This is a genomic window from Rufibacter hautae, from assembly GCF_008271695.1.
Classification (GTDB): domain Bacteria; phylum Bacteroidota; class Bacteroidia; order Cytophagales; family Hymenobacteraceae; genus Nibribacter; species Nibribacter hautae.
The window spans coordinates 517,423-542,068 of the sequence record NZ_VKKY01000003.1; the positions used below are offsets into that span (position 1 = coordinate 517,423).

Here is a 24,646-nt window from a genome sequence, read left to right on the forward strand (position 1 = left end):
TCAAGGTTTTTAAATATGCATCAAATTATATAAAAGATTTGTCCTATATTGATGCAAAAATAAAAATTCTATACACATAGCTATCCCAGTACGAATTACTCCACAAAGCCCTGCAAAATGATACAAAGAGTACTTGGTCCGTTTCGGCCTTTTTCCACTTCCAGAGGATTCACATTTGCGATTCTGCTTTGTTGTTGGGTATGGCTCTGGACTAGTTTGCCTGTGGTGGCACAGGAGAAGCCCGTTGAAGAGAAAGTATATGTTACTGCTGAGCAGATGCCGGAGTTCCCAGGTGGGCAAGGTGCCATGTTGAAATACCTGGCGAATAATTTTGTCATTAACATGGGCATAGACCAGGACTCCCTAAACGGGACCATGGTCGCTTCGTTCGTTATTTCCAAAGAAGGAAAAGTAACCCAAGTAGAAATAGTAAAGAAGTTATTGCCCAGTCTGGATCAGGAATTGGTACGCGTGGTTTCTTCCATGCCAAATTGGAAACCAGGGATGGTGAAGGGTGAGCCTGTAGCCGTAAGATCCTCGGTTCCTTTCAAAGTGGTTTGGAAAGGACTGACGCCTAAGGGAGCCATAGCGTCTGTCACTGCTAAAAATGAGTCTCCTTTACCCAAGAAAGAGAAAAACCTGTGGATGGATCAACCATTAGAGTTTCCTGGAGGGGAAAAGGCGTTTTGGCAGTATATGCGGGAAAACAAGGCGTTTTTAGATGATGCCCGGAAAACGAAGGCTGAAGGCGTCATAGCGGTACAGTTCACGATTTCTGAGACTGGCAAGGTGAACAATGTGGGAATCATCAAATCTCTGCACCCAGTCTTTGACCAGGCAGTAGTGAGGGCCTTGAAAAACATGCCCCTTTGGAAGGTGAAAAATACAAGCCAAAAACCAGAGCCTCTATCGTTGGGGTTTTCCCTGGGGGTGAAACAAGGGCTCTCCGGATTACCAGATGAGGAGCAGGAGAGGCTGCATCTGACCTTGGAAGTATTTCATATTGCGCAGGATGATCCTACCTTCCTAGGCGGAAGAGAAGCTTTACTGGAATTTTTGGCAGCTAACCTCGCTTTCCCTGAAAGCGCCAAGCAGGATAAGGTAGAAGGCCTGTTTTCAGTGGAGGGAGTGATCAATCGTAAAGGAGAAATAGGGTATTTAGACGTGACCCATGCCTTACACCCCAGCGTTGATACCGCTATCATGCAGGTTATCAAAAAAATGCCCACCTGGAAACCAGGTAGGATTAATGGCAGATTTGTAAATGTGCGCACCGAGTTTTCCTTCAGGGTGGCTAACAACACCATCACGCTGCTGGAAAATCCTCCGGTATGGAAACCAAGATATTACCAGGGGTATTGGCAAGGGATTCCGGACCCGGTGGAAATGCAGGCCCGCTTGAAGGCCAAAGCAGAACAGAAGCAGCTCATAGTGGATGCCCTGCCGGAGTTTCCCGGCGGAGAACAGGGAATGTGGCAATTCATGAAAGAACACAAGGCCTCTCTGGAAGATGCGAAGCAAAGAAAAGTAGCCGGTACCCTGGAAGCAGAGTTCCAGATTTCCGAGACTGGTAAAGTATCTGACATACGCATCACCAAATCCTTGGACGCTTATTTCGACCACATCGTTATGAACGCCTTGGAGAAGATGCCCGAGTGGAAACCTGCTATACAGGGTGGAAAAGCAGTGCCAGTGATTCATTCCTTCTCTTATGAAGTCACCGAGGGAGAAAAAAGGGTCGTGGAAAAAGAATTTAAGGAGGAAAAAGTATACTTACATGCCGAGAGAATGCCCGTCTTTCCCGGAGGACAAGGAAGTCTTCAGAAATATATCGCCAAAAACCTCCTTTACCCACCCGATGCCAGGCAGGAGAACGCCGCAGGTACCCTCGTCCTGAGTTTTATAGTGGACTCAAAAGGGCAGATCCATTCTCTGGAGGTAGTACAAAGGGTACACCCGGGTGTAGACGATGCCGTCCTGAACCTCTTCAAACAAATGCCCGCTTGGAGGCCTGCGTCCTTAGATGATAGAAAAGTGGCTATTCGGGTAAGAGTTCCCTTGATGATAGCCAACAATTCAGTTGTTCCGGTTGGGAATTGGTAAGATGCAGGTAGAAGTAAAAGCCTTTGCGTCAGTCTGAGCGTTCCAAGTCTTTCCTAAAATCACGAAATTAAGGTAAAGCTTATATAAACGTGAATTCCTGCTTTGCTGTGCTATCTATGTCTTTTCAGTTTCTCCATGTGAGGGCAGGATGAGGAAGGCAGAATCAACAATTTCGATTTAACTCCGTTTACAAAAAATCTACAACTATTCAGGTAAAGGAGTTACGTATGTTTGATCAAATAGTAGGCTTAGTAAAGCAGCAGTTAGGCAACAACCCCCAAGTAGCAGCAGCCATACCCCCAGGGAAGGAAGATGCGGTACATAATGAGGTTGCCCACCAGGTTACAACCGGATTGGCCAGCCAGTTGGTGACGCAAGGGGGCATAGGCGGATTGTTGTCTATGCTGCAGGGCGGCGGGACGACTGCCGGAAATCCGGTGATTGCCTCCATCACCCATAATGTGGTAAGTAGCTTGGGAAGTAAGTTTGGGTTACCTCCGGCAGCCACCACCGCCATTGCGGCGGCCTTGCCGGGCTTGCTGCAGAAATTCACCCATAAGGCCAATGATCCCAATGATCACAGCATCACCCCCTCCAGCATCACAGAATCCCTCACAGGTATGTTGGGCAAAGGCGGATTAGGCGGATTAGGCAATCTGGGCGGTTTAGGTGGGTTATTCAAATAATTGGCCAAAAACCATTTGCTAGGAATCCTAAACTAGTAAGGATTTAGCGGCAGAACAGCCGCACTAAGAGAACCCCATGGAACGGAGTTGTATCGTTTCATGGGGCTCTTTTTTTATTAATTAACTAATTCTTTAGTTTGAAAACTAAAATATTAGTTGTAGGTTTAGTTCATCACCATTACCACCTACCTATGAAAGAGTTAACCAAAGCCGAGGAGCAAGTCATGCAGATTCTCTGGAATTTGCGGCAGGGCTTCGTGAAAGACATCTTGGACCAGTTGCCCGAGCCCAAGCCCGCTTACAACACCGTTTCCACCATCGTGCGAATTCTGGAGAAGAAAGGCTTTGTGGGCTACAAGGCCTACGGTAAGACCCACGAGTATTATCCGCTCATCGCCCGTGACGATTACCGCCACTTCTACCTGAAGAACTTTGTGAGCGGCTATTTTGGGGGCTCTTTCAAGCGCCTGGTGTCCTTCTTCGCAAAAGAGGAGAACATGGACCTGCAGGAACTGGAGGAGATGCTGAAACACGTGAAAGAGGACCTAGACAAAAAAGAAGATGAATGAGGCGCTGCTGCAGTACCTGCTGGAATCGGGCGCGGGGCTGGTGTTACTCTACCTCTTCTTTGTGCTGGTTCTGAAACGGGAGACCTGTTTCCAGTTCAATCGGTTCTACCTGCTGGCGGCTATTTTGCTGTCTTGCCTGTTGCCGCTCTCCAATTTGCCGGGTATCAGTATTTGGCCGCAGGAGCAAGAGCCGGAAACTGCCTTGGTTTTTGAAACGGCAATGGAAATGCCCTTAGTTACCTCTGAGGCAATCATCACACCTGAGGAATCCTTTGACTACTGGAACCTGCTGTACTTGGCCTATGGTCTTGGGGTGGTGTTCTTCGCGGGAAGGTTTCTGGTGCAGGTCCTCCGTCTTCGGCGGTTTGCCCGGCAAGAAGGCGTTTCCTTTTACCTGCCCAACCAGGCGCCTGTGATTCTCACCAACGGGCAATTCCCCACTTTCTCTTTCTGGCGCTGGGTTTTCTTTGACAACAGCCAAACGCTCACTCCTGAGGAAACCGAGCGCATTCTTCAGCACGAGCAGGTGCATATTGACCAGCGGCACACCCTGGATGTACTGTTGGTGTCCCTGGCCGGGGTAGTGTTCTGGTTTAATCCGCTGCTGGTGCTGTATAAAAAGGCCTTGGAGCAAACCCATGAGTTCATTGCCGATGCCCACGTAGCTAAAGCCTCAGGTGCAGGCTTGTATTCTTCGCTCTTGGTAAAGCAGGTGCTCAAATCCGCAGATTTTCCATTGGGCAGTTACTTCTTTCTCAATAAATCCCTCACCTTAACCAGAATCAAAATGATGAAAAGATTGCATGAATCCCCCAAACTCAGCCGGATGCTGATGGTAGTTCCTGTCCTTATCCTGGTTTTGGTGGCGGTTGCCGCCATGCGTCCGGCCCCGGTTCCCGAAAGTAGCGCAGAGGCAACGGCCAAGGTGCAGAACGGACCTGCTCAATTCCCCGGCGGCCGAGAAGCGCTCAATGCCTACGTGAAGAATCATTTGGTGCTGCCCCAAATTGCTTTTGAGAAAAGGAAAAACCAGAACGAATTTGTGCAGGTGAAAGGCAGCATGGAGGTGGAGATAGACCCAGACGGCACCCCCCGTTACGGGAAAAGCCGGGGCCTGGAAGTACGTCCCAATGACCCCGAGGTGGTGAAAGCCATCCATGCGCAGTTTGCCAAGATGGTAAGCCAGATGCCCAAATGGATCCCAGCCCAGAAAGACGGCAAACCTGTGGCATCCAAAGAAACCATCTCGGTGGCCAGCGTAAGCGGTAATTTCCTATCCTATTCAGATTATCTGACCAGCAGGCAGCAGAAGACCTTCGTCACGTCAAAGGCAGAAGTTGCCAGTAATGCTGTTACCAAGCGGGCCGAGTACCCCGGCGGAAAACTAGCTATGGTTCATAGTATAGATAGGCAATTTATTATGCCTGAGGAAGTGTTCAAATTGAGACCTGCCGGTGACAGTATCCTAGATTTCTATAGGGAGATCAAAGCAGAACTACTCATTGATGAAAATGGGAATGTAACTCAGGTAAAAGTTCTTAATGTCATGACCGAACCCGGCAACAAGGCCGAGGTGAATCAAGCCATTGGGAAAGAGTTTCTCAGGGCAGCCCCAAAGATGGCTCAATGGGCACCTGCCCTGAAAGGCGGTAAACCAGTTGCTTCTAAAGAGATAATTGAATTTAGCGTGGCTACTGGTTACGGTAACAAGACAACGTATGAACAGGCTAAGCAGATACAGGAAAAAGCCGCTAATAAAGCCTTCTCAGCTGAAACAAAGGCCAATGCGCCAGCACAAAACAACATATTCATCGCCGTGGAACAGATGCCCGAGTTCCCCGGCGGATCAGCGGCCATGTTCAAGTACCTGAAGGAAAACACTACTTACCCTCAGGATGCCAAAGATGCCAACATCATCGGGTCCATGGTAGCAACGTTTGTCATCAATCCGGAAGGAAAAGTAACCGATGTACAGGTCTTAAAAAAGCTGCACCCCAGCCTGGATCAAGCCTTCGTACAGTCACTGCAGAATATGCCTGCCTGGAAACCCGGATATCAGAACGGGAAAGCAGTATCGGTGAAATACACGGTTCCTTACCGGGTAGTGGCCGATGCGGCTGCCAAGGGTACGAATGAGCCGGCGTTTGTTCAGGAGGAAAACGTTTTCATCGCCGTGGAGCAAATGCCAGAGTTTCCGGGCGGACCAGCAGCCCTGACCAAGTACCTGGGAGAGAATTTTATATACCCCAAAGGAGCCGCAGAAGAAGGCGGTTTAATGATTATTTCATGCGTCATCACCAAAGAAGGCAAGGTGTCAAAAGTGGAAGTCCTGAAAGGCATGTCTCCTGATCTTAACCAGGAAGCGGTGCGCGTAGTCTCTGGCATGCCCACCTGGAAACCAGGCTACCAAAACGGCAAACCAGTGGCAGTGAAGTACGTCATCCCCTACCGCATTAAGCCATAAAGCAGAACAAACCAGTTCATCTTAAATGAAAAAAGAGCCCGGAACCTATTTCCGGGCTCTTTTTTTGAAATTGGCTTCTAAACTGAAAGGCTAAGGAAAGGCGGCTACTGCCACACCAACTCCATCACTTTGGGGCCTACCTGCATCGTGGTGTGGGTTTCGCCGGGCAGGCGCTTCACTACAATCTTTTTGAGACGGCTGGATAGTTTCTGCTGATGGATGACCCTGGTGGGGGAGGCTTTCCGGTACAGCACAATGCCGCCGTTCTCCTGTATACCGCTCACTGCACTCGTCATAAAACTGAACGTCTTGCCCGTCACCCGGATCATGGCATTTACCACATTAGGAGTAGCTAGGCCCAACGCCAACTCCAGCGCTTTGCCCGCATCAGGTACGCCGTAGCCCACATAGTTATTCCCGAAGGGGTACAGGTGGCTGCTTTTCTGAATGATACTGGTGAGTTGTTGGGGCGAGAGGGCGGGGTTTGCTTCCAGGAGGCACGCGGCCAACCCAGTAATGACTGGTGCCGAAAAAGAAGTCCCCGAGGCCGCGAAACACACCACGTCTGGTTTGAGGTACGGCAGGAAAGTAGGCCCGATGCTGCTGTAGCCCTGTTTGCTCCAGGTGGAATAATCAGTGGCACCCACGGTGAGCACGCCAGCAGCATCGGCAGGGGTGTTCACTACCTGCCACTTCTTGTTGCTACCGTCATTGCCGGCCGCAATCACCAGCATCATACCCTTCTGTTCCACGGCCATCTGCACGGCGCGGGCAATGTAGCTGCTGCCATCCATCTGCTCGGGCCGGTAGTTTTCCTCGGGTTTGTCAAAACCGGTGCCATAACCCAAAGACGAGTTCACCAACTGTACGCCCAGGCTGTCCATCCACTCCAGGGCCCGCACAAAGTATTCTTCTTCTACCCGGCTCTCTCGGTTGCTCTGGTCGGTGCGGGCCAGGTAAAAATCGGCTTCTGAGGCAAAACCGCTCAGAACACGGGCCTTAGGGTCAGAGCCAGCCAGGCAGAGCAGCACATCGGTGCCGTGGGAGTCCATGTAGGTTTCGCGCTTATGATAAGTCTGGCTCAGGGCGGGGGTCACAAAATCGCGGAAGGCTTTGAGGCGGCCGTTTTCAAAAATGGGCTGCAACCCCGCCTTCTTGGGGGCCTCAAAGAAACCCGCATCAATCACGCCTACTTTCACGCCTCGGCCCGTGAGGCCGGCCGCCAGAATGGCCTCGGGTTTGAGCTGGGTCAGGGCTTTGCTCACGTACTGCGGCTTGTAGGGCGTTGAGGTCTGGGTAGGCGTGAAATACCCGGTGATGGGCTTGAGCTCCCGCACAAAAGAACTTTGCTCCAGGCTTTTCACCTGCGCGGGGTTGGCAGCGACCACGGCGGCGTTGAGCCACTTGGAAACCGAGGTGACGGTAAAGCCTTTTTGGGCCAGACTGTCCAGGTAGGCGGGGTGTACCGGTTGGTCAGAAGGCTGGGCGGGGGGCAGGTTTTGCAGGCGGCGTTTTTCCAGGGCGGCGGCGCTCACCAGCGGGCCGGGGCCAGCGGCGGGCTTGTCTTTGAAGATGACCCAATACCGTTGCTGCGCCATGGCCTGGGGCGGAAGGAAACTCCTTATAACCAAGGCACAGAAAAAAAATACTATTGTACAAACCCTCACGTTCACAAGATTAAATGAAGGCTATTTGCCTGCAAATTACCGTTTAATGTCATACATTTAAGCCTCAAAACCTTGTTTTAAGGTCTATTTCAGAAAAGCAGGCCAGAAGCGCCCAAGCCAGGAGCACACCAAACTACGCCAACACGTACCGCCATGAAATACGAGTCTATCGGGAAAGACCTTTACATCCACAATCGTCGCAAGTTCACCCCATACCTCAAGCCGCAGTCACTGGCCATCTTCCATTCCAATGATGTGATGCCCACCAACGCAGACGGTACCATGCCTTTCCGGCAGAACAACGACCTGCTTTGGCTGAGTGGTATAGACCAGGAGGAAAGTGTGCTGATTCTTTTCCCCGATGCCCGTGAGGAGCGCCTCAAAGAGATCCTGTTCGTGCGCGAGACCAATGACCACATCCTTACCTGGGAAGGCTACAAACTCACGAAGGAGCAGGCCCGCGAGGTATCCGGCATTGTGACCATCTTCTGGACCCATGAGTTTGACTCCATCCTCAACTCGCTTATGCCGTACGTCGAGAATGTGTACCTCAACTCCAACGAGCACCTGCGCTCCGTGGTGGAGGTAGAGACCCGCGATGCCCGGTTTATCAAGAAGATAAAAGAGAAATATCCCTTACACCATTATACCCGCAGCACGCAGCACCTTCATTACCTACGCTCGCTTAAGCACCCGCGCGAGATAGAGCTCATGCGCAACGCCTGCAACATCACTGAGAAAGCCTTCCGGAGGCTGCTCACGTTTGTGAAGCCCGGCGTGATGGAGTACGAGATTGAGGCCGAGATAGCCCATGAGTTCCTGCGCAACCGCTCCCGCGGACCCGCTTACAACTCTATCATCGCCTCGGGCGCCAATGCCTGCATTCTGCACTACGTAGACAACTTTAGAGAGTGTAAGGACGGCGACGTGCTGCTCATGGACTTCGGGGCCGAGTACGCGAACTACGCCGCGGACCTTTCCCGCTCCATTCCCGTGAACGGTAAATTCACCCCGCGCCAGGCCGATGTCTACAACGCTGTGCTGCACGTGATGAAAACCGCCAAGCAGATGCTGGTGCCCGGCAACACCCTGGACCAGTACCACAAATTCGTGGGCAAGGTGATGGAGAACGAGCTCATCAAGCTGGACCTGCTCTCTGAGGAGGAGGTGAACAACCAGAATCCGGCGCAGCCGCTCTACAAGAGATACTTCCCGCACGGTACCTCCCATTTTCTGGGCCTGGACGTGCACGACGTAGGCGACAAATACCGTCCGTTTGAAGAGGGCATGGTCTTTACCTGCGAGCCGGGCATCTACATCAAGGAAGAGGGGCTGGGCATTAGGCTGGAGAACGACATCCTCATCACCCACAACGGTCCGGTAGATTTGATGGAGAACATCCCGCTGGAGTTGGAAGACATAGAGCGCGAAATGCGCGGTTAAGCAAAAGATTTCAGGTGACTTGTTTCAGGGCTATTTTCTAAAAAACCGGCCTTAAACAGGAATGCTTAAACCAAGGCCAGGCGGCCGAAATAGATTTTCAGAAAGAACGTGAGTACCGTAAAAGAGATTGTAAACGCAGGGCGTGCCCTTACCTGGGCGGGAATGGTGGCTGCCCTGTTGTGGGGGTCAACCGCTGTGGCCCAACAGAAAGAAGCGCCCCTGCCCATTGATACCGAAGAGCCCGGTACCCGCCGGCTTACCTTGGAGGAGGTGATCAAAATGGCCCGGGAGCAATCGCCCAGCTACCAGCAGGCCATTACCCAGCTGGAGAACCGCACCTGGCAGTACCAGACCTACAAAAGCAATTACCTGCCCCAATTGGCTTTGTATGGCACCCTGCCGTCCTACACCAAAGACTATGAACGGGTCACAGACCCGGAGGGGCGCGTCAACTTCGTGCCTGTCCAATCCGCTATTTCCTCGGCGCATTTAGAGCTGAAGCAGAACATAGGCCTTACAGGAGGTACCATTGCCATTGACTCCAAACTGAACCGGATCGATAACTTCCACGAAATCCAGGGGCACAGTCTGATCTATGCCTCCAACCCAGTGGTAGTAACGCTGCGGCAACCTATCTTTAACCACAACGGCCTGAAGTGGGACCGCAAAACCGAGCCCCTGCGCTACGAAGAAGCCAAGCGTAACTTCTGGGAGGAAATGGAGCGCATCGCCGTGAGGGCCACGGATCTGTACTTCTCGCAATTGCAAAGCCAGATAGGCTTTGACATTGCCCAGAAGAACGTGGCCAACAATGACACCCTCTTCAAGATAGCGCAGAACCGCTTCTACGAGGCCAAGATCAGCGTAAACGAGCTTCTGCAGTTAGAGCTGAGTCTGCTCACTTCCCGCCAAAGCCTGGAGCAGGCCAAGCTGGATATTGAGACCAGCACCCTGCGCCTGAAAACATATTTGGGCTTCACCGAAACGTACCCCATCCGGTTGCTGCCGCCAGACCTTATCCCGCAGTTTGACGTAAGTGAGGAAATGGCGCTCAGGCAAGCCCGCGAGAACCGTTCCCGTATGATTGGGATCAAACGGGAGGAGTTGGACGCCGAGCGTAACCTGGACTGGGCCGAGGCCAGTGCCGGCGTCAATGCCGACCTATTCCTGCAGTACGGCTTAACCCAGCGGGCGGGCTCCCTGGGGCCGGTGTACCAAGACCCTACGGATCAGCAGCGGGTTAATCTGGGGTTCAGCGTTCCGTTGATGGACTGGGGCCGCAACAAGTCTAAGATCGGAACCGCCAAAGCTAACCTGAAACTGGTGAAAGCCAACCTGGAACAGCAGCGCGTAAGCTTTGAGCAGGATGTGTTCTTGCAGGTAAAACGATTTAAGATGCTGCGCGAGCAGATGAAGATTGCCCAGCAGGCCAACGGCTTGGCCGAGCGTAGGTTCTTGGGCGCCAAAGACCGGTACCTGAGCGGGAAGATTGGTTTACTGGAACTGAACCAAGCCGCCACCGAGCGGGATTCGGCGCGCCGCAGCTACGTGAGTTCCCTGCGTAATTTCTGGGATGCCTACTATAACCTTCGCCTCCAGACCCTCTACGACTTTGAGACAAACCAGCCTTTGACCATGCCGCTGCCGTTCTAAGCCAACCATGCGGTAGATGCCTTGGCGTTTTGGCATCATTTCTAATAAAAAGGCCCATAAACAGAGGAGCCCGCTACTTATGGCAGCGGGCTCCTCTGTTTATTAGGTATCTGTGGGTGATTATCGGGTGTAAACCTCTGTGAGCCACTTGCGGGCAGTTTCCAGATTGTCAAAGGACCGGGCTTCAAAGGCTTTGACTTCACTCAGGAACGTTGACGCCGAGGTCTCCCCGAAACTCTCTGGGTTGGCCAGCATCGCGAAGCGTTTGAGGCCGGCTTTGGCCGCGCTGGGCGCCCAATCATTCACTACCCAGTCAATGGAATGGTCCCAGGAGCCAATAATGAGCCGCGTGTCGTTCAGAACGCAGTTGTAGCCCGCCTCGGCTAGCGCCTGGGTGTAGGCTCTGGCCCCGGCTTTCACATTCTCCTCGGTTAAATACCCCATCCAGTTTACATAGATCAACCTGTTTTGGGAATCCTCTTTAATGGTGAGATAAACTCTTCCAAAGGGATTAACAAGTTCTTTCGTCATTGTATGATTGCGGTTGCTTCTAATTTATGTACCCCAAATATACATATTTTGATTCACGAATTGCTATAAGAACACCCGTGGGGTAACGCGTTCAGAAGAAGCATTTGGTAAAAGTTTGTTATTGATTGAATTACGCTAGAATCCCAACGAAGCAAAAAGCAAGTGCCCGGAAGGTTGGCTTCCGGGCACTTGCTTTGTTTTTAGCACAATTTAAGGAAAGTAGGGCTAAAACGCCGGTCTTTCTTTCATCTTCATTGGGTTGCTGGTTATCCCTTGCTGGCCAGCAGGTACAGAACCGCCATCCGGATGGCCACGCCATTCTCCACCTGGTCCAGAATGATGGAATGGTGCGAGTCGGCGGCGTCTGAGGTGAGTTCCACGCCACGGTTGATAGGGCCCGGGTGCATCAACACGATTTCTTTGTCCAACTCATCCAGCATCTTCTTATTGATCCCGAAGTAAAGAGCGTATTCGCGTAAGGACGGGAACAGTTTGCCCTGTTGGCGCTCCAGCTGGATGCGCAGCACGTTGGCCACATCGCACCATTGCAAGGCCTCGCGCACGTTCCAGAAAACCTTCACGCCCAAATCGGCGATGTGTTTGGGCAACAGGGTGGGAGGCCCGCAAACGGCTACCTCGGCCCCCTGCATCTGCAAGGCGAAAATGTTGGAAAGCGCCACGCGCGAGTGGGTGATATCGCCAATGATGGCTACTTTCTTTCCGCCAACCTCGCCCAATCTCTGCCGGATGGAGAAGGAGTCAAGCAAGGCTTGCGTGGGGTGCTCGTGCGTGCCGTCGCCGGCGTTCACAATATTGGCCTGGATCTTTCTTGACAAGAAGTGCGGCGCGCCGGGGCTGCTGTGGCGCATCACAATCATGTCTACCTTCATAGACAGGATGTTGTTCACGGTGTCCAGCAGGGTTTCGCCTTTCTTCACCGAGCTGCCCGAAGCCGAGAAGTTAATGACATCCGCCGAGAGGCGTTTCTCTGCCAATTCAAACGAAAGCTTGGTGCGGGTGGAGTTCTCAAAAAAGACGTTGGCAATGGTGACATCGCGGAGCGAAGGCACTTTCTTGATAGGCCGGTTCAGAACCTCCTTAAACTGGTCAGCGGTTTCAAAGATCAACTGAATATCCTGCGGGGTAATCTCTTTGATGCCCAACAGGTGCCGGACGCTAAGCTGTTGCATGGGGTTCTTCTTGGTCTGGGGTAAGGGTGAGGAGCCAGATAACATCCTCTGCTGAATCTGGGCCTTGCCAGGTCACTTCTACCCGCTGCGAGTGCAGAGAGTCTACGCGCTGGCCGGTATAGGTGGCTTCAATGGGTAAATCGCGGGTGTACTGGCGGTCAATGAGTACCAGCAGTTCTACCTGGGCGGGGCGGCCGTAGGAGATCATGGCGTCCAGGGCGGCCCTTACGGAGCGGCCGGTGTACAGCACATCGTCTACCAGAATCACGCGTTTGCCTTCCAGCGAGAATTCAACCTTGGTGGCATTGGGCGCCAGCGGGGTGGCGCGGCGGCGGAAGTCATCGCGGTGGAAGGTGATGTCCAGGTAGCCGGTTTGCACCGTGATGCCCAGGATTTCCTGCAGGGTCTGCTGGAGCCGGTCTGCCACAAAAATGCCGCGCGGCTGCAGGCCCAGGATAACGGAATTGGAAAAATCGCGGTGCGTCTCTATGAGCTGGTGCGCCAGGCGCCGGATCATGATCTGAAACAGTGCGTGCGGAACAATGAGGCGTTTGTGCATAGCCGGGTTTTGGGCAAATATAAAGACTTACCGGCAGCCTTGGGCAAAAGAATGTATATTTCTCTTACTTCTGCCAGAACTAAAAACTAAACTTCTGGAGCGTAAAGATGGTGTGGCTTTTGCCATTCTCGTTCTTGGCCCGCTCAAAATTATACGCCACAAAGTGACTGCCGTACCATTTCACCAGTCCCTCTGGCGTGTCTGAAGGCTGTTTCTTTAACTTATTAGTGTCTTGCAGAGCAATTGGTTCTTTGGAGGAGATGGTGCCATTGGCAGTGAAGGACCTGTAATGGAGAGTGCCTGTGTTGAAAGCGGCCAGTAACACCTCTCCAGACGAGGTCACAGTGGCTTTCACGTTTGGCTGAAGTAAAGCAGTATGCTTGTTGATGGCGTAACTGTTGTCCCAGAGCAGGTTGCCCTCCCGGTCAAATAGAAGCACCACCGCCGACCTGAAGTGGTAGCTGACATACAGCCCGGAATTGTTTTTGGCGAGGGGTAATCCAGGAGAGCTGGTCTTGAAGACTCCGTCAATAACGCCTCCTTGGTAATAACTGGTACTTTCAGGCAGGTAGGGTAGTTGGGTGTATTTGGAACTGTATACTTCTCCCACTACCACAAAGCCCTGGGGATGGGCAAGAATGGGGTGGAGCAACACCTGGCTGGTGGCTGGTACTGGCTTTTCTTTCTCTATTCTATGGCGGTACTTCCTCTCCATCTTCCTGGTTTTTGCGGTATGGTCGTAAGCGAAGAAGTGTTGGAGTTGGCCCAAACTGAAGAACTGGAACTCTCCTGCAAGGTTCGCGCTGAAAAAACCTTGGCTATGAAGGTTGTTCTGGAAGCCATAGGTGCCAAAAACGAGCTTGTTTTCTGGTGCGCCTGGGGCAATGAGCACTTGTTGGAGGCTGTTGTTTTTGCCTGAAGGGAGAAAGCGATTGTCCAGGATTTGTCCTTCAAACGTAAACCGCTTCAACTGAAGTCTGGGGTTGTAAAGAACAGACTCTGTAACGGCTGCCTCGGTCGCTTTGGTGAAAGGATCAACCTTGAAATCAATCAATTGCTCCTGGAAACCATACACGGCCGGCAGTAACTGGATTTCCTTTTCGGCTGGGTTCAACCGCAGTACCATACTGGTTCCGTTTTCTAAGGTGGAGAGCAGTATCATGCCTTGGTTGACAGTCATCTTGGTGACATTCCTTCCTGTCAAGGGCAAGTCTTCATTAGGAAGGTCATGCAGCGTAAGCCACGTTTTACCAGTGGTGGCGTCTAGCGTGTAGAGAAACAAGGAAGGCGAATCTCTTACCCCAAAAAGAAGATAGATGAAATTGCTTTCAGACCCCACCTGCACCAGGCTGGAAAAAATAGGCTGCTCAAATTTCATCTGCCAAACCGTCTGCAGGTCATGGTTGAGTTTGGTGACCAGAAAATGCTCCACCTGATTTCTCATTCTGGCATTAGTGGTAACTAACAAAAGGGTGCTGTCCTGGAGCGGCTGTAACCACTGGAAGTCTTCACTAGGAGAACTAGGCATTCTTATTTCAGCACTGGGCTTTGGCGCTTGAAACCAAACTGCCGGAGATGTAAAGCCTATCATGAACAAGCACCAGCAAATGACAGAGGTGAAAAGGAGGGGGAAAGAAGCCAACTATGATTCAGTTAAAGTTTTGTAATTACTCTTTTAGGTGACTAGTTGCGAAAAGAGGCGCCATAACTCCAGTACCATGCTACGCTGCCATCTTTCCTTGAAGCCTGCTTCTAATGTACTCAGCTTACCTGTAGAGTTCAAATAATTTTGGCTTCTATATAGTGTTTTGATTACATGGATATGCATAAAAACTAACAATACCTTACTCAAACGGCTTGCTCTAAGAGCCAAAGGAGGTGCGGTTAAATTTGCCAAGCAGTTGTAAGCCCAAGATAGCGGCGCTGGAAGGTCCCAAGCCTCTGTCAATACTTGTGTGAGGGAGTGCGCGCGGAAAAACGGCACGTTTTAACAGGCTGAGTTTAGGAACCATATGACCAAGGCTTATTCGCAGCCAGGGACCAAAAGGGGGCATTTTCCCTCTCGCTTGGCCTGCGGTTTCAAAAGCCCTATTTTCAGTGCCTTTGGTCTGGTTTTGATCAGAATCGACTCAGCAGCAGCAGAGTTCCTGCTTGTTTAATTTAGAAAAGCCCTCTAACCTCAAAGGCTTTTTGCCGTAGTTTTGAGTTATGGCTAAATTTATTAACCTAAAAGTATTCCCAGATTTCTTCAGATCAGCCTCGGCGGGCGGCATCATTCTCATCATTTCGCTGGTTATTTCCTTGGTCATCGCCAACTCTGCTTGGGGTGACGCCTTTGCCAGGTTTCTGCAAACAGAACTAGGCTTTGAGACAGCGCAGATTCACCTGAGGTACCCTATCCTTCTCTGGGTGAATGACGGACTAATGGCCATTTTCTTTTTGCTGGTGGGGCTGGAGATCAAGCGCGAGTTGTTGGAAGGGGAGCTTTCTTCCCCTAGAAAAGCTGCTTTGCCGGTCTTTGCCGCAGTGGGCGGCATGGTGGTTCCGGCTGCCATTTATGCACTCGTTAATTCCGGAACGGAAACATTCAGCGGCTGGGGAATTCCTATGGCTACTGATATTGCTTTTGCCATTGGCTTGCTTTCCTTGCTGGGCAACCGGGTGCCTACGGGGCTGAAGATCTTTTTAACGGCCTTGGCCATTGTAGATGATTTAGGTGCCATCGTGGTGATTGCTGTTTTCTATTCCGCGGGCTTGCACGTTACGTACCTTCTCTACGCCGGAGGAATATTTCTGCTCTTGCTGGCTTTCAACAGGTTTGGACTAAAGTCACTGGTCTTTTATTTGGTGCCGGGGCTATTCATGTGGTACTTCATTCACCATTCTGGGGTACATGCCACCGTGGCCGGGGTATTGACGGCCCTCACCATCCCTACTACCGAAGATGCCCGAGAGTCACCGTTGGAGCACCTGGAGCACGCGCTTACCAAGCCCGTGAATTTTCTCATCATGCCCATCTTTGCCTTGGTCAATACCAACATCAGCTTTGAGGCAGGGATGCTGGAGGGGTTGCTGAGCCCGTTGGGACTAGGGATCGTTTTGGGGCTGTTTTTAGGAAAACCCCTGGGAATCTTCCTGTCTAGTTGGGTTGCCGTTAAACTAGGGATGAGCGTGCTGCCCACCGGCGTGAACTGGAAAATGGTGGCTGGCCTGGGCTTATTGGCCGGGATAGGCTTTACCATGTCCATCTTCATTGCCCTGCTTTCCTTCTCAGAACCGGCTTATCAGACCGGAGCCAAGTTTTCCATTTTAGTGGCTTCGGTGCTGTCTGGGGTGGTAGGGTATTTCCTGCTGCGGGCAGTTTCTGCCACAGGTCCAGCGATGGAAACGAGGTAGGCTACTCAAACGTCATGTTCTGCAGGTAAAAAACCGTGCGGTCCTCACCTTGGGCGGGTTTGATGCGCTGGAAACCATAAGCGACGAAATGGTTTCCGTACCAATGGACGATTCCCTCTTCATTGCTGGCGTACAGTTTCTCAGAATCAGACTGCAATCTAACCTCTACTTTCTCCTCATCAGAGATAGAAATGTTGGGCCGTAAGGTCTTGTACCTGACGTATTCTCCCTCGGGGTAGACCAGGGTGAGATTGCCGCCCGGCGAGACGCCCGCCTCCAGAATAGGAACCGGTATTGGGTAGATTTCATTTTTAAGCCGGAAAGAATTGTCCCACAAAAGGTTGCCTTCATAATCAAAAACACAGACTACGGCGTGGGTGAACCGATATCCTTCAATTACCTCCTGGTCAGTGGATTGCTCGTCTGGGGCACTGGTGTTGCGGTACAGATGAAAGGCGCCTCTTTTGTACTTGGGGTAATAAATCTCGCCAATTACGGCGTACCCCTGCGGGTGAGGCAGCACGGTGTGCAAGAGTAAGCGGGGACGCAGCAAAAGCGGTTTTCCCTTGGCCTCTTGGCGGGCGAATTTTGCTTTCATCCGCCGTTCTTTCCTGGGCGGAAGGTACTCAAAGAAATGCTTCAGCTGGCTGAAATCAAAGTACCTGATGTGGCCAGCCAAGTTGCTGGTAAAAATCCCCTTAGAGAAGGAATAGGAACGATGGCCAAAAGAGCCTACCAGAACTTTGCTTAAGGTATCTCCGGGAGTGAGACGGGCACCTTGCAACGTGTTCTCTGAACGGAACTCCATCTGGGGCTGGACAAAGTACGTGCCTTTCACCTCGCCCATGGCATTGAGACGTTTGATCTGCAACCGGGACCGCGTTCCGTTAGACTCAGCTATGACAAGTTCTACCGCGTGCGTCAAGGTGTCTACCCTAAACTCGCCTACATTCTCTTCCAGCCCAAGGGTGACAGGCAAGGTCTTTATTTCTTTCTGGCTGGGGTTTAGGTGCAAAAGGCTCAGGTTTTCTTTCTCCAAGCCCGTCAGGAAAACCTGGCCTGCCAGTGCCTGCATTTTTTTGAGGGTGATACTGGAGGAAGGCAGCGTGTGCTCAGTAAAGTGAACGGTACCATTGGCATTATTCACCTGATAAAGCAGTGCTTTCCGGTCTTGGAGTGTGTAGAACAGCAGGTAAAGGGTTTTCCGCTCGGCGGCCAAAAACATGAGCGCCTGGTTTGAGGTATGCCCATGGCTTGTTTGCCAGACTGGCGTAAGCGCTTTGTTGTATTTGGTGAGCACAAACGCATGTTTCCCTACCACCGCATGGCGCTTGGTGGAGACCACCAGCAAACCGCTGTCTGGCAAGGCATGTACCAGATGCTTGTCGTCAAAGGAACTGCTTTCCACCTCCACTCTTTGCGTCTGGGCCGGAGCCGCTGACTTCTCCTTGCCCCTGTTTTTCTGACGCACCTGCGCAGTACAGGTCTGGCCCCAACAGAACAGAAGGAGCGCAAGCGTTAGTGGATATGTACCGCGAAAAAGGAGTCGCATGCAAGAAAAGCTAATCTGAAATTAATATAGTTATAAAAACATATATTATCATGATTCAGACCAGAAATTCAGAGCTCTTTCCAAATTCCCGATTAGGTTTTCCTTTGAGATGACTCTTGCAAGAGCATAAAGGCTCGATAAGGCCAAAACAGTACGGGTACTGTTTTGGCCTCGTTTTTGGGAAAACAGCTTGAAAGCGCAAGCAAGTGCGTCTTAAGAAAGGCCGTTAAAAAACCATGTTCTGCAAGTAAAAGACGGTGCGGGCTGAGCCGTGCTGGGGCTTGATGCGCTGGAACCCGAAAGCCACGAAATTGCCGCCGTACCAATGCACAATGCCTTCATTGCTGCTCGTGACCATTTTCTCTGTCTTCTCCTGAAGCCGGACCAGCGTTTTCTCTTTGTTGGTGATTGAGAGATTGGGTTTGAGGGTTTTATGCCAGACAAAATCCTTTTCCTGATACACCAGCGTGATATTGCCCGCCGGTGAAACACCTGCCTTCAGGGTAGGGTCTAAGGTGGAATAAGTCAGGTTTTGGAGTTTGTACGTGTTATCCCACAGCAGTTTGCCTTCATGGTCAAAGACACAGGCAATGGCGTGGGTGAATTGGTATCCGTCCAATCTGACCTTTCTGTCATTGAAATCAGGGGTTCTTCCGCTTTCCTTTACGTACTCGCCTTTAATCATGGAATAATGGGGATAATATACTTCCCCAACCAGGGCAAATCCCTGCGGATGCGGCATAATGGGGTGCAGCAGTACCTGGTGCTCCATCACCATGGCGCGTTCCTTTTCTGCCTTACGGGCTAATTTGGCTTTCATACGGCGCTCACCGCGGGGAGACAGGTATTCAAAGAAGCGGCTTAGTTTGTACAGGTCATAGTAAGCGATCTGCCCCGCCAGGGTACTGATGAACAAACCGTTGGCGTATTTGTCGGTGCGGTACCCGTAGGTACCCACCAAAAGCTTGTTCAGCGTGTCGCCCGGTGTGAGGCGGGCCGGTTGCAAGGTGTTGTTGGCGCGACTATTTAAATCAGGCTGAATGAAATAAGTGCCGGTGACATCACCATCTGAATTCATGCGTTTTACCTGTACCTGCGTGCGCTGTCCGTTTGCCGCCGCCGTCACAAATTCCACTGCCTTGGAGAGCGTGTCTACCCTAAACTCCCCCAGATCTTTCTCTGTCCCGAAAACCGCCGGCAGCAGCTTTATTTCTTCATGCTGCGGGTTTAGGTGCAGCATGTTCAACGTGAATTTGTTTACCCCGCTCAGGAACACCTGCCCATTCAGCGCAGCCATTTCTTTGAAGAGGATGTCCGGGGAAGGCAGGGTGTGTTCACTGGCCTTTCCCAGGCCCGTGTTCGCATTTACCTGGTAGAGGAGGAGCCGCTGGCTTGTAAGGGTAGAGAAAAGAAGGTAAATGGTGCCGCGCTCTGCGGCGATGAACAATAAGCCGGTATTGGGCAAATGCTCATACTTGGTTTCCCAAACGGGCTTTAACTGGCGGTCATATTTGGTAAGCACAAAATCGTTCTTGCCAAACCAGGCATTTCGTTTCATAGATACCAGCAGAAGCGCACTGTCTGGCAGCGCCTGCACGTGGTGCTCATTATCAAAGGAATTGCTGGCCAGTTCTGACCGGTAAGTCTGGGCTGGCGCCGCCGATTTCTCTTTTTCTTTCTTTCTCTGGCGGGCCTGCGTGGTAAATGAAAGGCTCCAGCAGAGCAGCAAAATAGCCAAAGTCTTCAGAAAAAGGCACAGGGAGAAGATACGCATCAAAAGGGGAGGTTAATCAAGTCTTAATATAGAAATAAAGTTATATAAAGACTTGATCCGATCTGAAATCTTCCTTGTGATTGGAAAATCAACTCCCTGGGAGTTCTGGTTTGAGGTTTTTTTGGAGAACTAGGTCTTCCCTAAAGTAATCCTTGTTTTGCCCTCGTTTTTGGGAAAACAGCTTGAAAGCGCAAGAAGTAGGTCTTAAGAAAGGCCCTTAAAAAACCATGTTCTGCAGGTAAAAGACGGTGCGGGCCGAGCCGTGCTGGGGCTTGATGCGCTGGAAACCGAAGGCCACAAAATTGCCGCCGTACCAATGCACAATGCCTTCGTTGCTGCTGGTGATCCTTTTCTCGGTTTCCTCCTGCAGCCGCACCTCTACTTTCTCTTCGTCAGAAACGGAGACGTTGGGTTTTACGGTCTTGTACCAGATGTACTCTTCGTCTGGGTAAGTCAGGGCAATGTTTCCCTCGGGGGTGACACCGGCTTCTACGGTAGGGGCCAGTTGCGGATAGGTCTCGTTCTTGAGTTTGTAGGAGTTGTCCCAAAGCAGCTTGCCCTCACGGTCAAAAACGCAGACAATGGCGTGGGTAAACCGGTAGCCGTCAAAATTGCTCCTGGACTGCCGGATGTCTGGGTACCGGCCCGTGATGTTGGTGTACTGGTTCAGGCTGTTGTTGCGGTACTGTGGATAATAGATCTCGCCCACCACAGCATACCCCTGCGGATGGGGCATGATGGGGTGCAGAAACATGCGATACCGGAGAACCGGCGGTTTCCCTTTGGCCTCCTGCCGGGCGAATTTGGCTTTCATGCGGCGCTGGGCCCTGGGCCCCATGTACTCAAAGAAATGATCCAGCTTGCTGAAATCATAGTACGTGACGTTGCCTATTAGGTCGCTGCTGTACAAACCCTTGGCAAATACCGATGTGCGGAAACCATAGGTGCCCAGCAGCACCTTGGTGAGGGTGTCGCCGGGGGTAAGGCGGCCGGCCTGCAGGGTGTTGTCATTGCGCTCGTCCAGTTCGGGCTGAAGAAAGTACGTACCAATGACGTCGCCCTTGGTATTTATGCGTTTGGCCTGCACCCGCGAGCGCCTGCCGTTTGACTCGGCCACCACAAACTCCACCGCGTGGGTAAGCGTGTCTACCCTGAACTCACCCAAATCATCTTCCATCCCAAAGACGGCGGGCAGCAGCTTTATCTCCTCCACGCTGGGGTCCAGGTGCAACATGTTCAGGTTGTCGCGGTCCAGGCCGTTGAGGAAAACCTGTCCGTCCAGGGTAGCCATTTCTCTGATGGTGATGTAAGAGGCGGGCAGCGTATGTTCGCTAAAGGTGGAGACGCCCGTGGCGGTGTTCACCTTGTGCAGCATCAGCTTTTTGTTGTTGGGCGTGGAGAACAGCAGGAACACCAATTTGCGGTCGGCGGCTACCTCCAGCAGCTCATGGTTGGTCTTGTGCTCATACTTGGTCTGCCAGATCTGTTTCAGCTCGCGGTTGTATTTGGTGAGCACAAAGTCATCCTTGCTGAACCAGCTGTTCCGTTTGAAGGAGACCACCAGCAGGCTGGTGTCTGGGAGCGTGTGCACAGAATGCTCCTCGTCATAAGAATCGCTTTCTATCTCTGTCCGGTAGGTTTGGGCCGGTGGTTCTGGTTTCTGCTTGTCTTTGTCTTTCTTCTGGCGGGCCTGCGCACAGAAAACCCAGCCCCAGCAGAGCAGGAGAAAAAGGTATCGCCAGGAAGTGCTTCTGATGAGTGGGAACATACGGTGTTTTTAAGAAATCACGCTGAACTCAATAAAAACGCCAACCTGTAGCCAGATGTTATATGCCGGTTACTGGCCCATGGCCAACAAAAGGTCAAACTCTTCCGGCGTTAAGGGCATCACAGACAACCGGGACTGCCGCAGCAGCGCGATGTTCTGGAGACGCTCTTCTTTTTTGATCTGGTCCAGGGTTACTGGTTTAGCAAACGCGGTCTCCGGCACCAGGGTTACCGCAACCCATTGGGTCTCTGGGGTGGTAGGATCCTGGAAGGCTTCCTGGCTTACTTTGGCCACGCCCACAATAGATTTCTCAGAGACGCTGTGGTAGTACAGGACCAGATCGTTCTGCCGCATTTGCTGGAGGTTGTTGCGGGCCTGGAAGTTTCTAACCCCGTCCCAGGTGGTTTGTTTGTCGCGTTGCAGGTCAGACCAGGCGTATTTTTCAGGTTCAGATTTAACGAGCCAGTAATTCATAGGTAAGCTAAAAACAAGTGGGTTTTCCCCAGAGAGGAGGCCACTTGCCATGGTTAAAGGTAAAAGAATTCTATTCTTGGTCTTGCTTGCGCCGAAGTTTGATCTGGTCTGCGGTGACAGAGATGATTTCCAGTTCTTCCGGGGCGTGTTTGGGATTGTCAAAGGTCACCAGCAGGCGGTCTTTGGCTTTGGCTTCCCACTTGCCGGGCTGCTCTTCCAGACCATCGGTAGGGGCGATGCCGTAGCGGATGAACGTGCCGTCTGCCTGGATCATAAACCCGGTGCGCCCGCGCGAGGGCGGAAAGTCAAAGGTGTTGGGCCGGTAGGTGCGCACATCGGCAGAGTCTTCTTCATAGGAGTTGAGCCAGGTAAGCCCGTACACCGAGGCCGGTAAATCGGCTTTGGCGCCGCATCGGGCGCCCATGAGCACCAGGGCCAGCAGGCTCAGCAAAAAGAAGTGTTTCATACGTCTGCGGGTTGCCTCAACTTTGCGTCCATGACAATTCAGGCACAATATAAAAAATAGTCCTGAAAGTAGTCCTGAGTTCTGAGTCTTGAGTCCTGAGTTGGGGAAAAATGTTCATCGGAAAAAGAGCCAATGTCAGCCTGCAGAGTCTTTGTTTCTTTTAAAGCCGTTTTCCTGAAAACAGACCTAAATCGACAAAGCCGATGGCAATGCTTTCAACTATCTAATGCCTTTGTTGGTGTTATCGCCAACAACCATAATCTCGTCTCCAACTGCCTTTTAAGGCTAAGATTTGGCGGCTTGGAATGTCTTTTAAGTTTATAGCCCGTTTTCTGTAAAAAGAACCTGAAACGCAGTGATAGTTGTTGGTGATAACACCAACAACGGCAGCGACGTCAGCGAACACCAGCATTGAAGCGGCTCCAAAAGGTCGCAGTGAATCATTGGTGCCTTTTTCAGTTTTGAGGTTGTTTCCAGAAAAACAAGCCCAAAATGGCTTGGACGAAAACAACAAAATCTCATTCCCAACTCAGGACTCAGAACTCAAGACTCAGGACTCTTTTCCTATCTTTGTCTGAACCCCATTCACAACAACATTCGTGGAGAACAAAGAACTTATCCGTATGTTCCGGCTCACGGCTTCCCTGATGGAGCTGCATGACGAGAACCCGTTTAAAATAAGATCCTATACCAGCGCCGTGATGGTGATGGAACGCATAGAATCACCCATTCACCAGATGAGCCAGGCCCAGCTGGAGAAACTGGACGGCATTGGCAAAGGCATGGCCGGCAAGATCATGGAAGCCATCCAGACCGGCTCCCACGCCGACCTGAAACGGCTGCTGGAAAACACTCCCGAGGGCGTGGTGCAGATGCTCAACATCAAAGGCATCGGGCCCAAGAAAATCAAAACCATCTGGAAAGACCTGGGCGTAGACACTATTGAAGGCCTGCGCGAAGCCTGCGAGAAAAACGAGGTGTCTAAGCTGAAAGGTTTCGGGGCGAAAACCCAGGAGACCATCCTGCAGGGGCTGCAGTACACCGAGTCCAACAAAGGCAAACTGCTGTGGGCCGAGGCCGAGACCCTGGCGCTGGAATTACTCTCTTTCTTCAAAAACAGGCCCGAAACGGTAGCCGCCGAAGTGGTAGGGGAGATCCGCCGCAACCTGGAGACCGTGGAGACCCTGCAGTTTCTGCTAAGCCTAAAAAGTGAGGAGAACTGGCCCAACTTCCTGGCCGAGCTGCCGGGAATATCACCGCAAGAATCTGTTTCCGGGCCGTTTGTGTGGCGCGGACTGGTAGACACATCCGGCGTGAAGCTGGAGGTGCGCCTGGTGCCCGAGCGTCGTTTCGCGAACCAGACGTTGTTGTACTCGGCTAGCCCGGCCTGGTTATCGCAGCCGGTGAACGAAGCTGGCGATACGCTCATCTCGGAGGCGTACGGCGAGCCGGCCGCTTCTGAGGAAGAGATTTTCCGGCGCGTGAACCTGCCCTACATCGCTCCGGAACTGCGCGAAAGCCTGCGGATGCTGGAACTGGCCCGCGAAAACCAACTGCCCACGCTCCTTCAAGACAGCGACCTGAAAGGCATCCTGCACAACCACAGCACCTACTCAGACGGAGCGCACACGCTGGAGCAGATGGCTGTGCACTGCAAGCAACTGGGGTATGAGTACCTAGGCATCTGCGACCACTCCAAATCTGCTTACTATGCCAACGGGCTGCAGGAGTTCAGGGTAAAGGAGCAGCAAAAAGAGATTGACCGCCTGAACCAGGAACTGGGTCCGTTCCGCATTTTCAAAGGCATTGAGTCTGATATCCTGACGGATGGCTCGCTGGACTATGACAACGATGTGCTCGCTTCTTTTGACTTCATTGTCGCCTCCATCCACAGCAACCTGAAAATGGACATGGTGAAGGCTACCGACCGATTGGTGAACGCCATCCAGAACCCGTACACCACCATGTTGGGGCACCCCACCGGCCGCTTACTCCTGCGCCGCGAAGGCTACCCCATAGACCACAAAACGGTAATCGATGCTTGCGCTGCGAACCAAGTCATAATAGAAATCAACGCCAACCCCTGGCGCCTGGACCTGGATTGGCGCTGGGTAGAATATGCCCTTAGCCAGAACGTACTGCTCAGCATCAACCCAGACGCCCACAGCATGCGCGGCTACGATGACATGCGCTACGGCGTACTGGTTGGCCGCAAAGGCGGGCTTACGGCAGAAATGACGTTCAACGCCAAGACCCGGGATGAGGTAGCGACCTATTTTGCGGAGCGCAAACGGGCGAAGGGAATACTGTAGAAAGCCAAGCTTGGATTTCTTAATCATGTAAATGTCCGG

Annotated in this window: 18 protein-coding genes; 8 read left to right on the forward strand and 10 right to left on the reverse strand. The window is 52.0% G+C overall.

Annotated features, from left to right (window positions below; genetic code table 11):
- Positions 1-117 precede the first annotated feature (117 nt).
- The 4 genes from FOA19_RS18630 to FOA19_RS18645 all read left to right on the forward strand — a co-directional run bounded on the left by FOA19_RS18630 (position 118) and on the right by FOA19_RS18645 (position 5,822).
- Positions 118-2,103: a TonB family protein gene (locus FOA19_RS18630; RefSeq protein WP_149092352.1), complete on the forward strand. Its 1,986-nt coding sequence runs from the start codon at positions 118-120 to the stop codon at positions 2,101-2,103.
- Positions 2,104-2,330: 227 nt separating this feature from the next.
- Positions 2,331-2,789, forward strand: coding sequence for a hypothetical protein (locus tag FOA19_RS18635; protein ID WP_149092353.1), 459 nt, complete (start codon positions 2,331-2,333; stop codon positions 2,787-2,789).
- Between the two features lie 191 nt (positions 2,790-2,980).
- A complete protein-coding gene (locus FOA19_RS18640; protein WP_149092354.1) occupies positions 2,981-3,358 on the forward strand; it encodes a BlaI/MecI/CopY family transcriptional regulator in 378 nt (125 codons plus the stop codon).
- On the forward strand, positions 3,351-5,822 hold the full coding sequence (locus FOA19_RS18645; protein ID WP_149092355.1) for a M56 family metallopeptidase: 2,472 nt from the start codon (positions 3,351-3,353) through the stop codon (positions 5,820-5,822). Before FOA19_RS18640 ends, FOA19_RS18645 begins: the two co-directional genes overlap by 8 nt.
- A gap of 104 nt (positions 5,823-5,926) precedes the next feature.
- Here FOA19_RS18645 and FOA19_RS18650 read toward each other — a convergent pair whose 3' ends face one another.
- On the reverse strand, positions 5,927-7,420 hold the full coding sequence (locus FOA19_RS18650) for a S8 family serine peptidase (RefSeq protein WP_149092356.1): 1,494 nt from the start codon (positions 7,418-7,420) through the stop codon (positions 5,927-5,929).
- A 222-nt stretch (positions 7,421-7,642) separates the two neighbouring features.
- Here FOA19_RS18650 and FOA19_RS18655 point away from each other — a divergent pair, with 222 nt between their 5' ends.
- Positions 7,643-8,932, forward strand: a complete 1,290-nt coding sequence (locus FOA19_RS18655) for an aminopeptidase P family protein (RefSeq protein WP_149092357.1) — start codon at positions 7,643-7,645, stop codon at positions 8,930-8,932.
- A gap of 108 nt (positions 8,933-9,040) precedes the next feature.
- A complete protein-coding gene (locus FOA19_RS18660; RefSeq protein ID WP_149092358.1) occupies positions 9,041-10,585 on the forward strand; it encodes a TolC family protein in 1,545 nt (514 codons plus the stop codon).
- Positions 10,586-10,705: 120 nt separating this feature from the next.
- On the opposite strand, the gene FOA19_RS18665 is transcribed toward FOA19_RS18660, so the two are convergent.
- The 4 genes from FOA19_RS18665 to FOA19_RS18680 form a co-directional block, all read right to left on the reverse strand.
- Complete coding sequence (locus FOA19_RS18665; RefSeq protein WP_149092359.1) at positions 10,706-11,116, reverse strand: STAS/SEC14 domain-containing protein; 411 nt, start codon at positions 11,114-11,116, stop codon at positions 10,706-10,708.
- A gap of 266 nt (positions 11,117-11,382) precedes the next feature.
- Complete coding sequence (locus FOA19_RS18670; RefSeq protein WP_149092360.1) at positions 11,383-12,306, reverse strand: aspartate carbamoyltransferase catalytic subunit; 924 nt, start codon at positions 12,304-12,306, stop codon at positions 11,383-11,385.
- Entirely contained in the window at positions 12,293-12,865 is a 573-nt protein-coding gene (gene pyrR / locus FOA19_RS18675; RefSeq protein WP_149092361.1) for a bifunctional pyr operon transcriptional regulator/uracil phosphoribosyltransferase PyrR, read from the reverse strand. The genes FOA19_RS18670 and pyrR overlap by 14 nt, the downstream gene beginning before the upstream one ends.
- 79 nt (positions 12,866-12,944) lie before the next feature.
- Positions 12,945-14,393 carry a hypothetical protein gene (locus tag FOA19_RS18680; RefSeq protein ID WP_149092362.1) on the reverse strand — a complete coding sequence of 483 codons (1,449 nt, stop codon included), beginning with the start codon at positions 14,391-14,393 and terminating at the stop codon, positions 12,945-12,947.
- Positions 14,394-15,073: 680 nt separating this feature from the next.
- Between FOA19_RS18680 and nhaA the strand changes: the two genes are divergently transcribed.
- Entirely contained in the window at positions 15,074-16,261 is a 1,188-nt protein-coding gene (gene nhaA / locus FOA19_RS18685; protein WP_149092363.1) for a Na+/H+ antiporter NhaA, read from the forward strand.
- Position 16,262: 1 nt separating this feature from the next.
- Here the strand turns inward: nhaA and FOA19_RS18690 are convergent, their stop codons facing one another.
- From FOA19_RS18690 to FOA19_RS18710, 5 genes are all read right to left on the reverse strand, one after another.
- Positions 16,263-17,813: a hypothetical protein gene (locus FOA19_RS18690; protein ID WP_223808980.1), complete on the reverse strand. Its 1,551-nt coding sequence runs from the start codon at positions 17,811-17,813 to the stop codon at positions 16,263-16,265.
- A 226-nt stretch (positions 17,814-18,039) separates the two neighbouring features.
- Complete coding sequence (locus FOA19_RS18695; protein WP_149092365.1) at positions 18,040-19,587, reverse strand: hypothetical protein; 1,548 nt, start codon at positions 19,585-19,587, stop codon at positions 18,040-18,042.
- Positions 19,588-19,804: 217 nt separating this feature from the next.
- Entirely contained in the window at positions 19,805-21,355 is a 1,551-nt protein-coding gene (locus FOA19_RS18700; protein ID WP_149092366.1) for a hypothetical protein, read from the reverse strand.
- Between the two features lie 69 nt (positions 21,356-21,424).
- Entirely contained in the window at positions 21,425-21,829 is a 405-nt protein-coding gene (locus FOA19_RS18705; protein ID WP_149092367.1) for an EVE domain-containing protein, read from the reverse strand.
- A gap of 70 nt (positions 21,830-21,899) precedes the next feature.
- Positions 21,900-22,295 carry a hypothetical protein gene (locus FOA19_RS18710; RefSeq protein ID WP_190300467.1) on the reverse strand — a complete coding sequence of 132 codons (396 nt, stop codon included), beginning with the start codon at positions 22,293-22,295 and terminating at the stop codon, positions 21,900-21,902.
- A gap of 599 nt (positions 22,296-22,894) precedes the next feature.
- Between FOA19_RS18710 and polX the strand changes: the two genes are divergently transcribed.
- Positions 22,895-24,607, forward strand: a complete 1,713-nt coding sequence (gene polX, locus FOA19_RS18715) for a DNA polymerase/3'-5' exonuclease PolX (RefSeq protein ID WP_149092368.1) — start codon at positions 22,895-22,897, stop codon at positions 24,605-24,607.
- Positions 24,608-24,646: the final 39 nt, after the last annotated feature.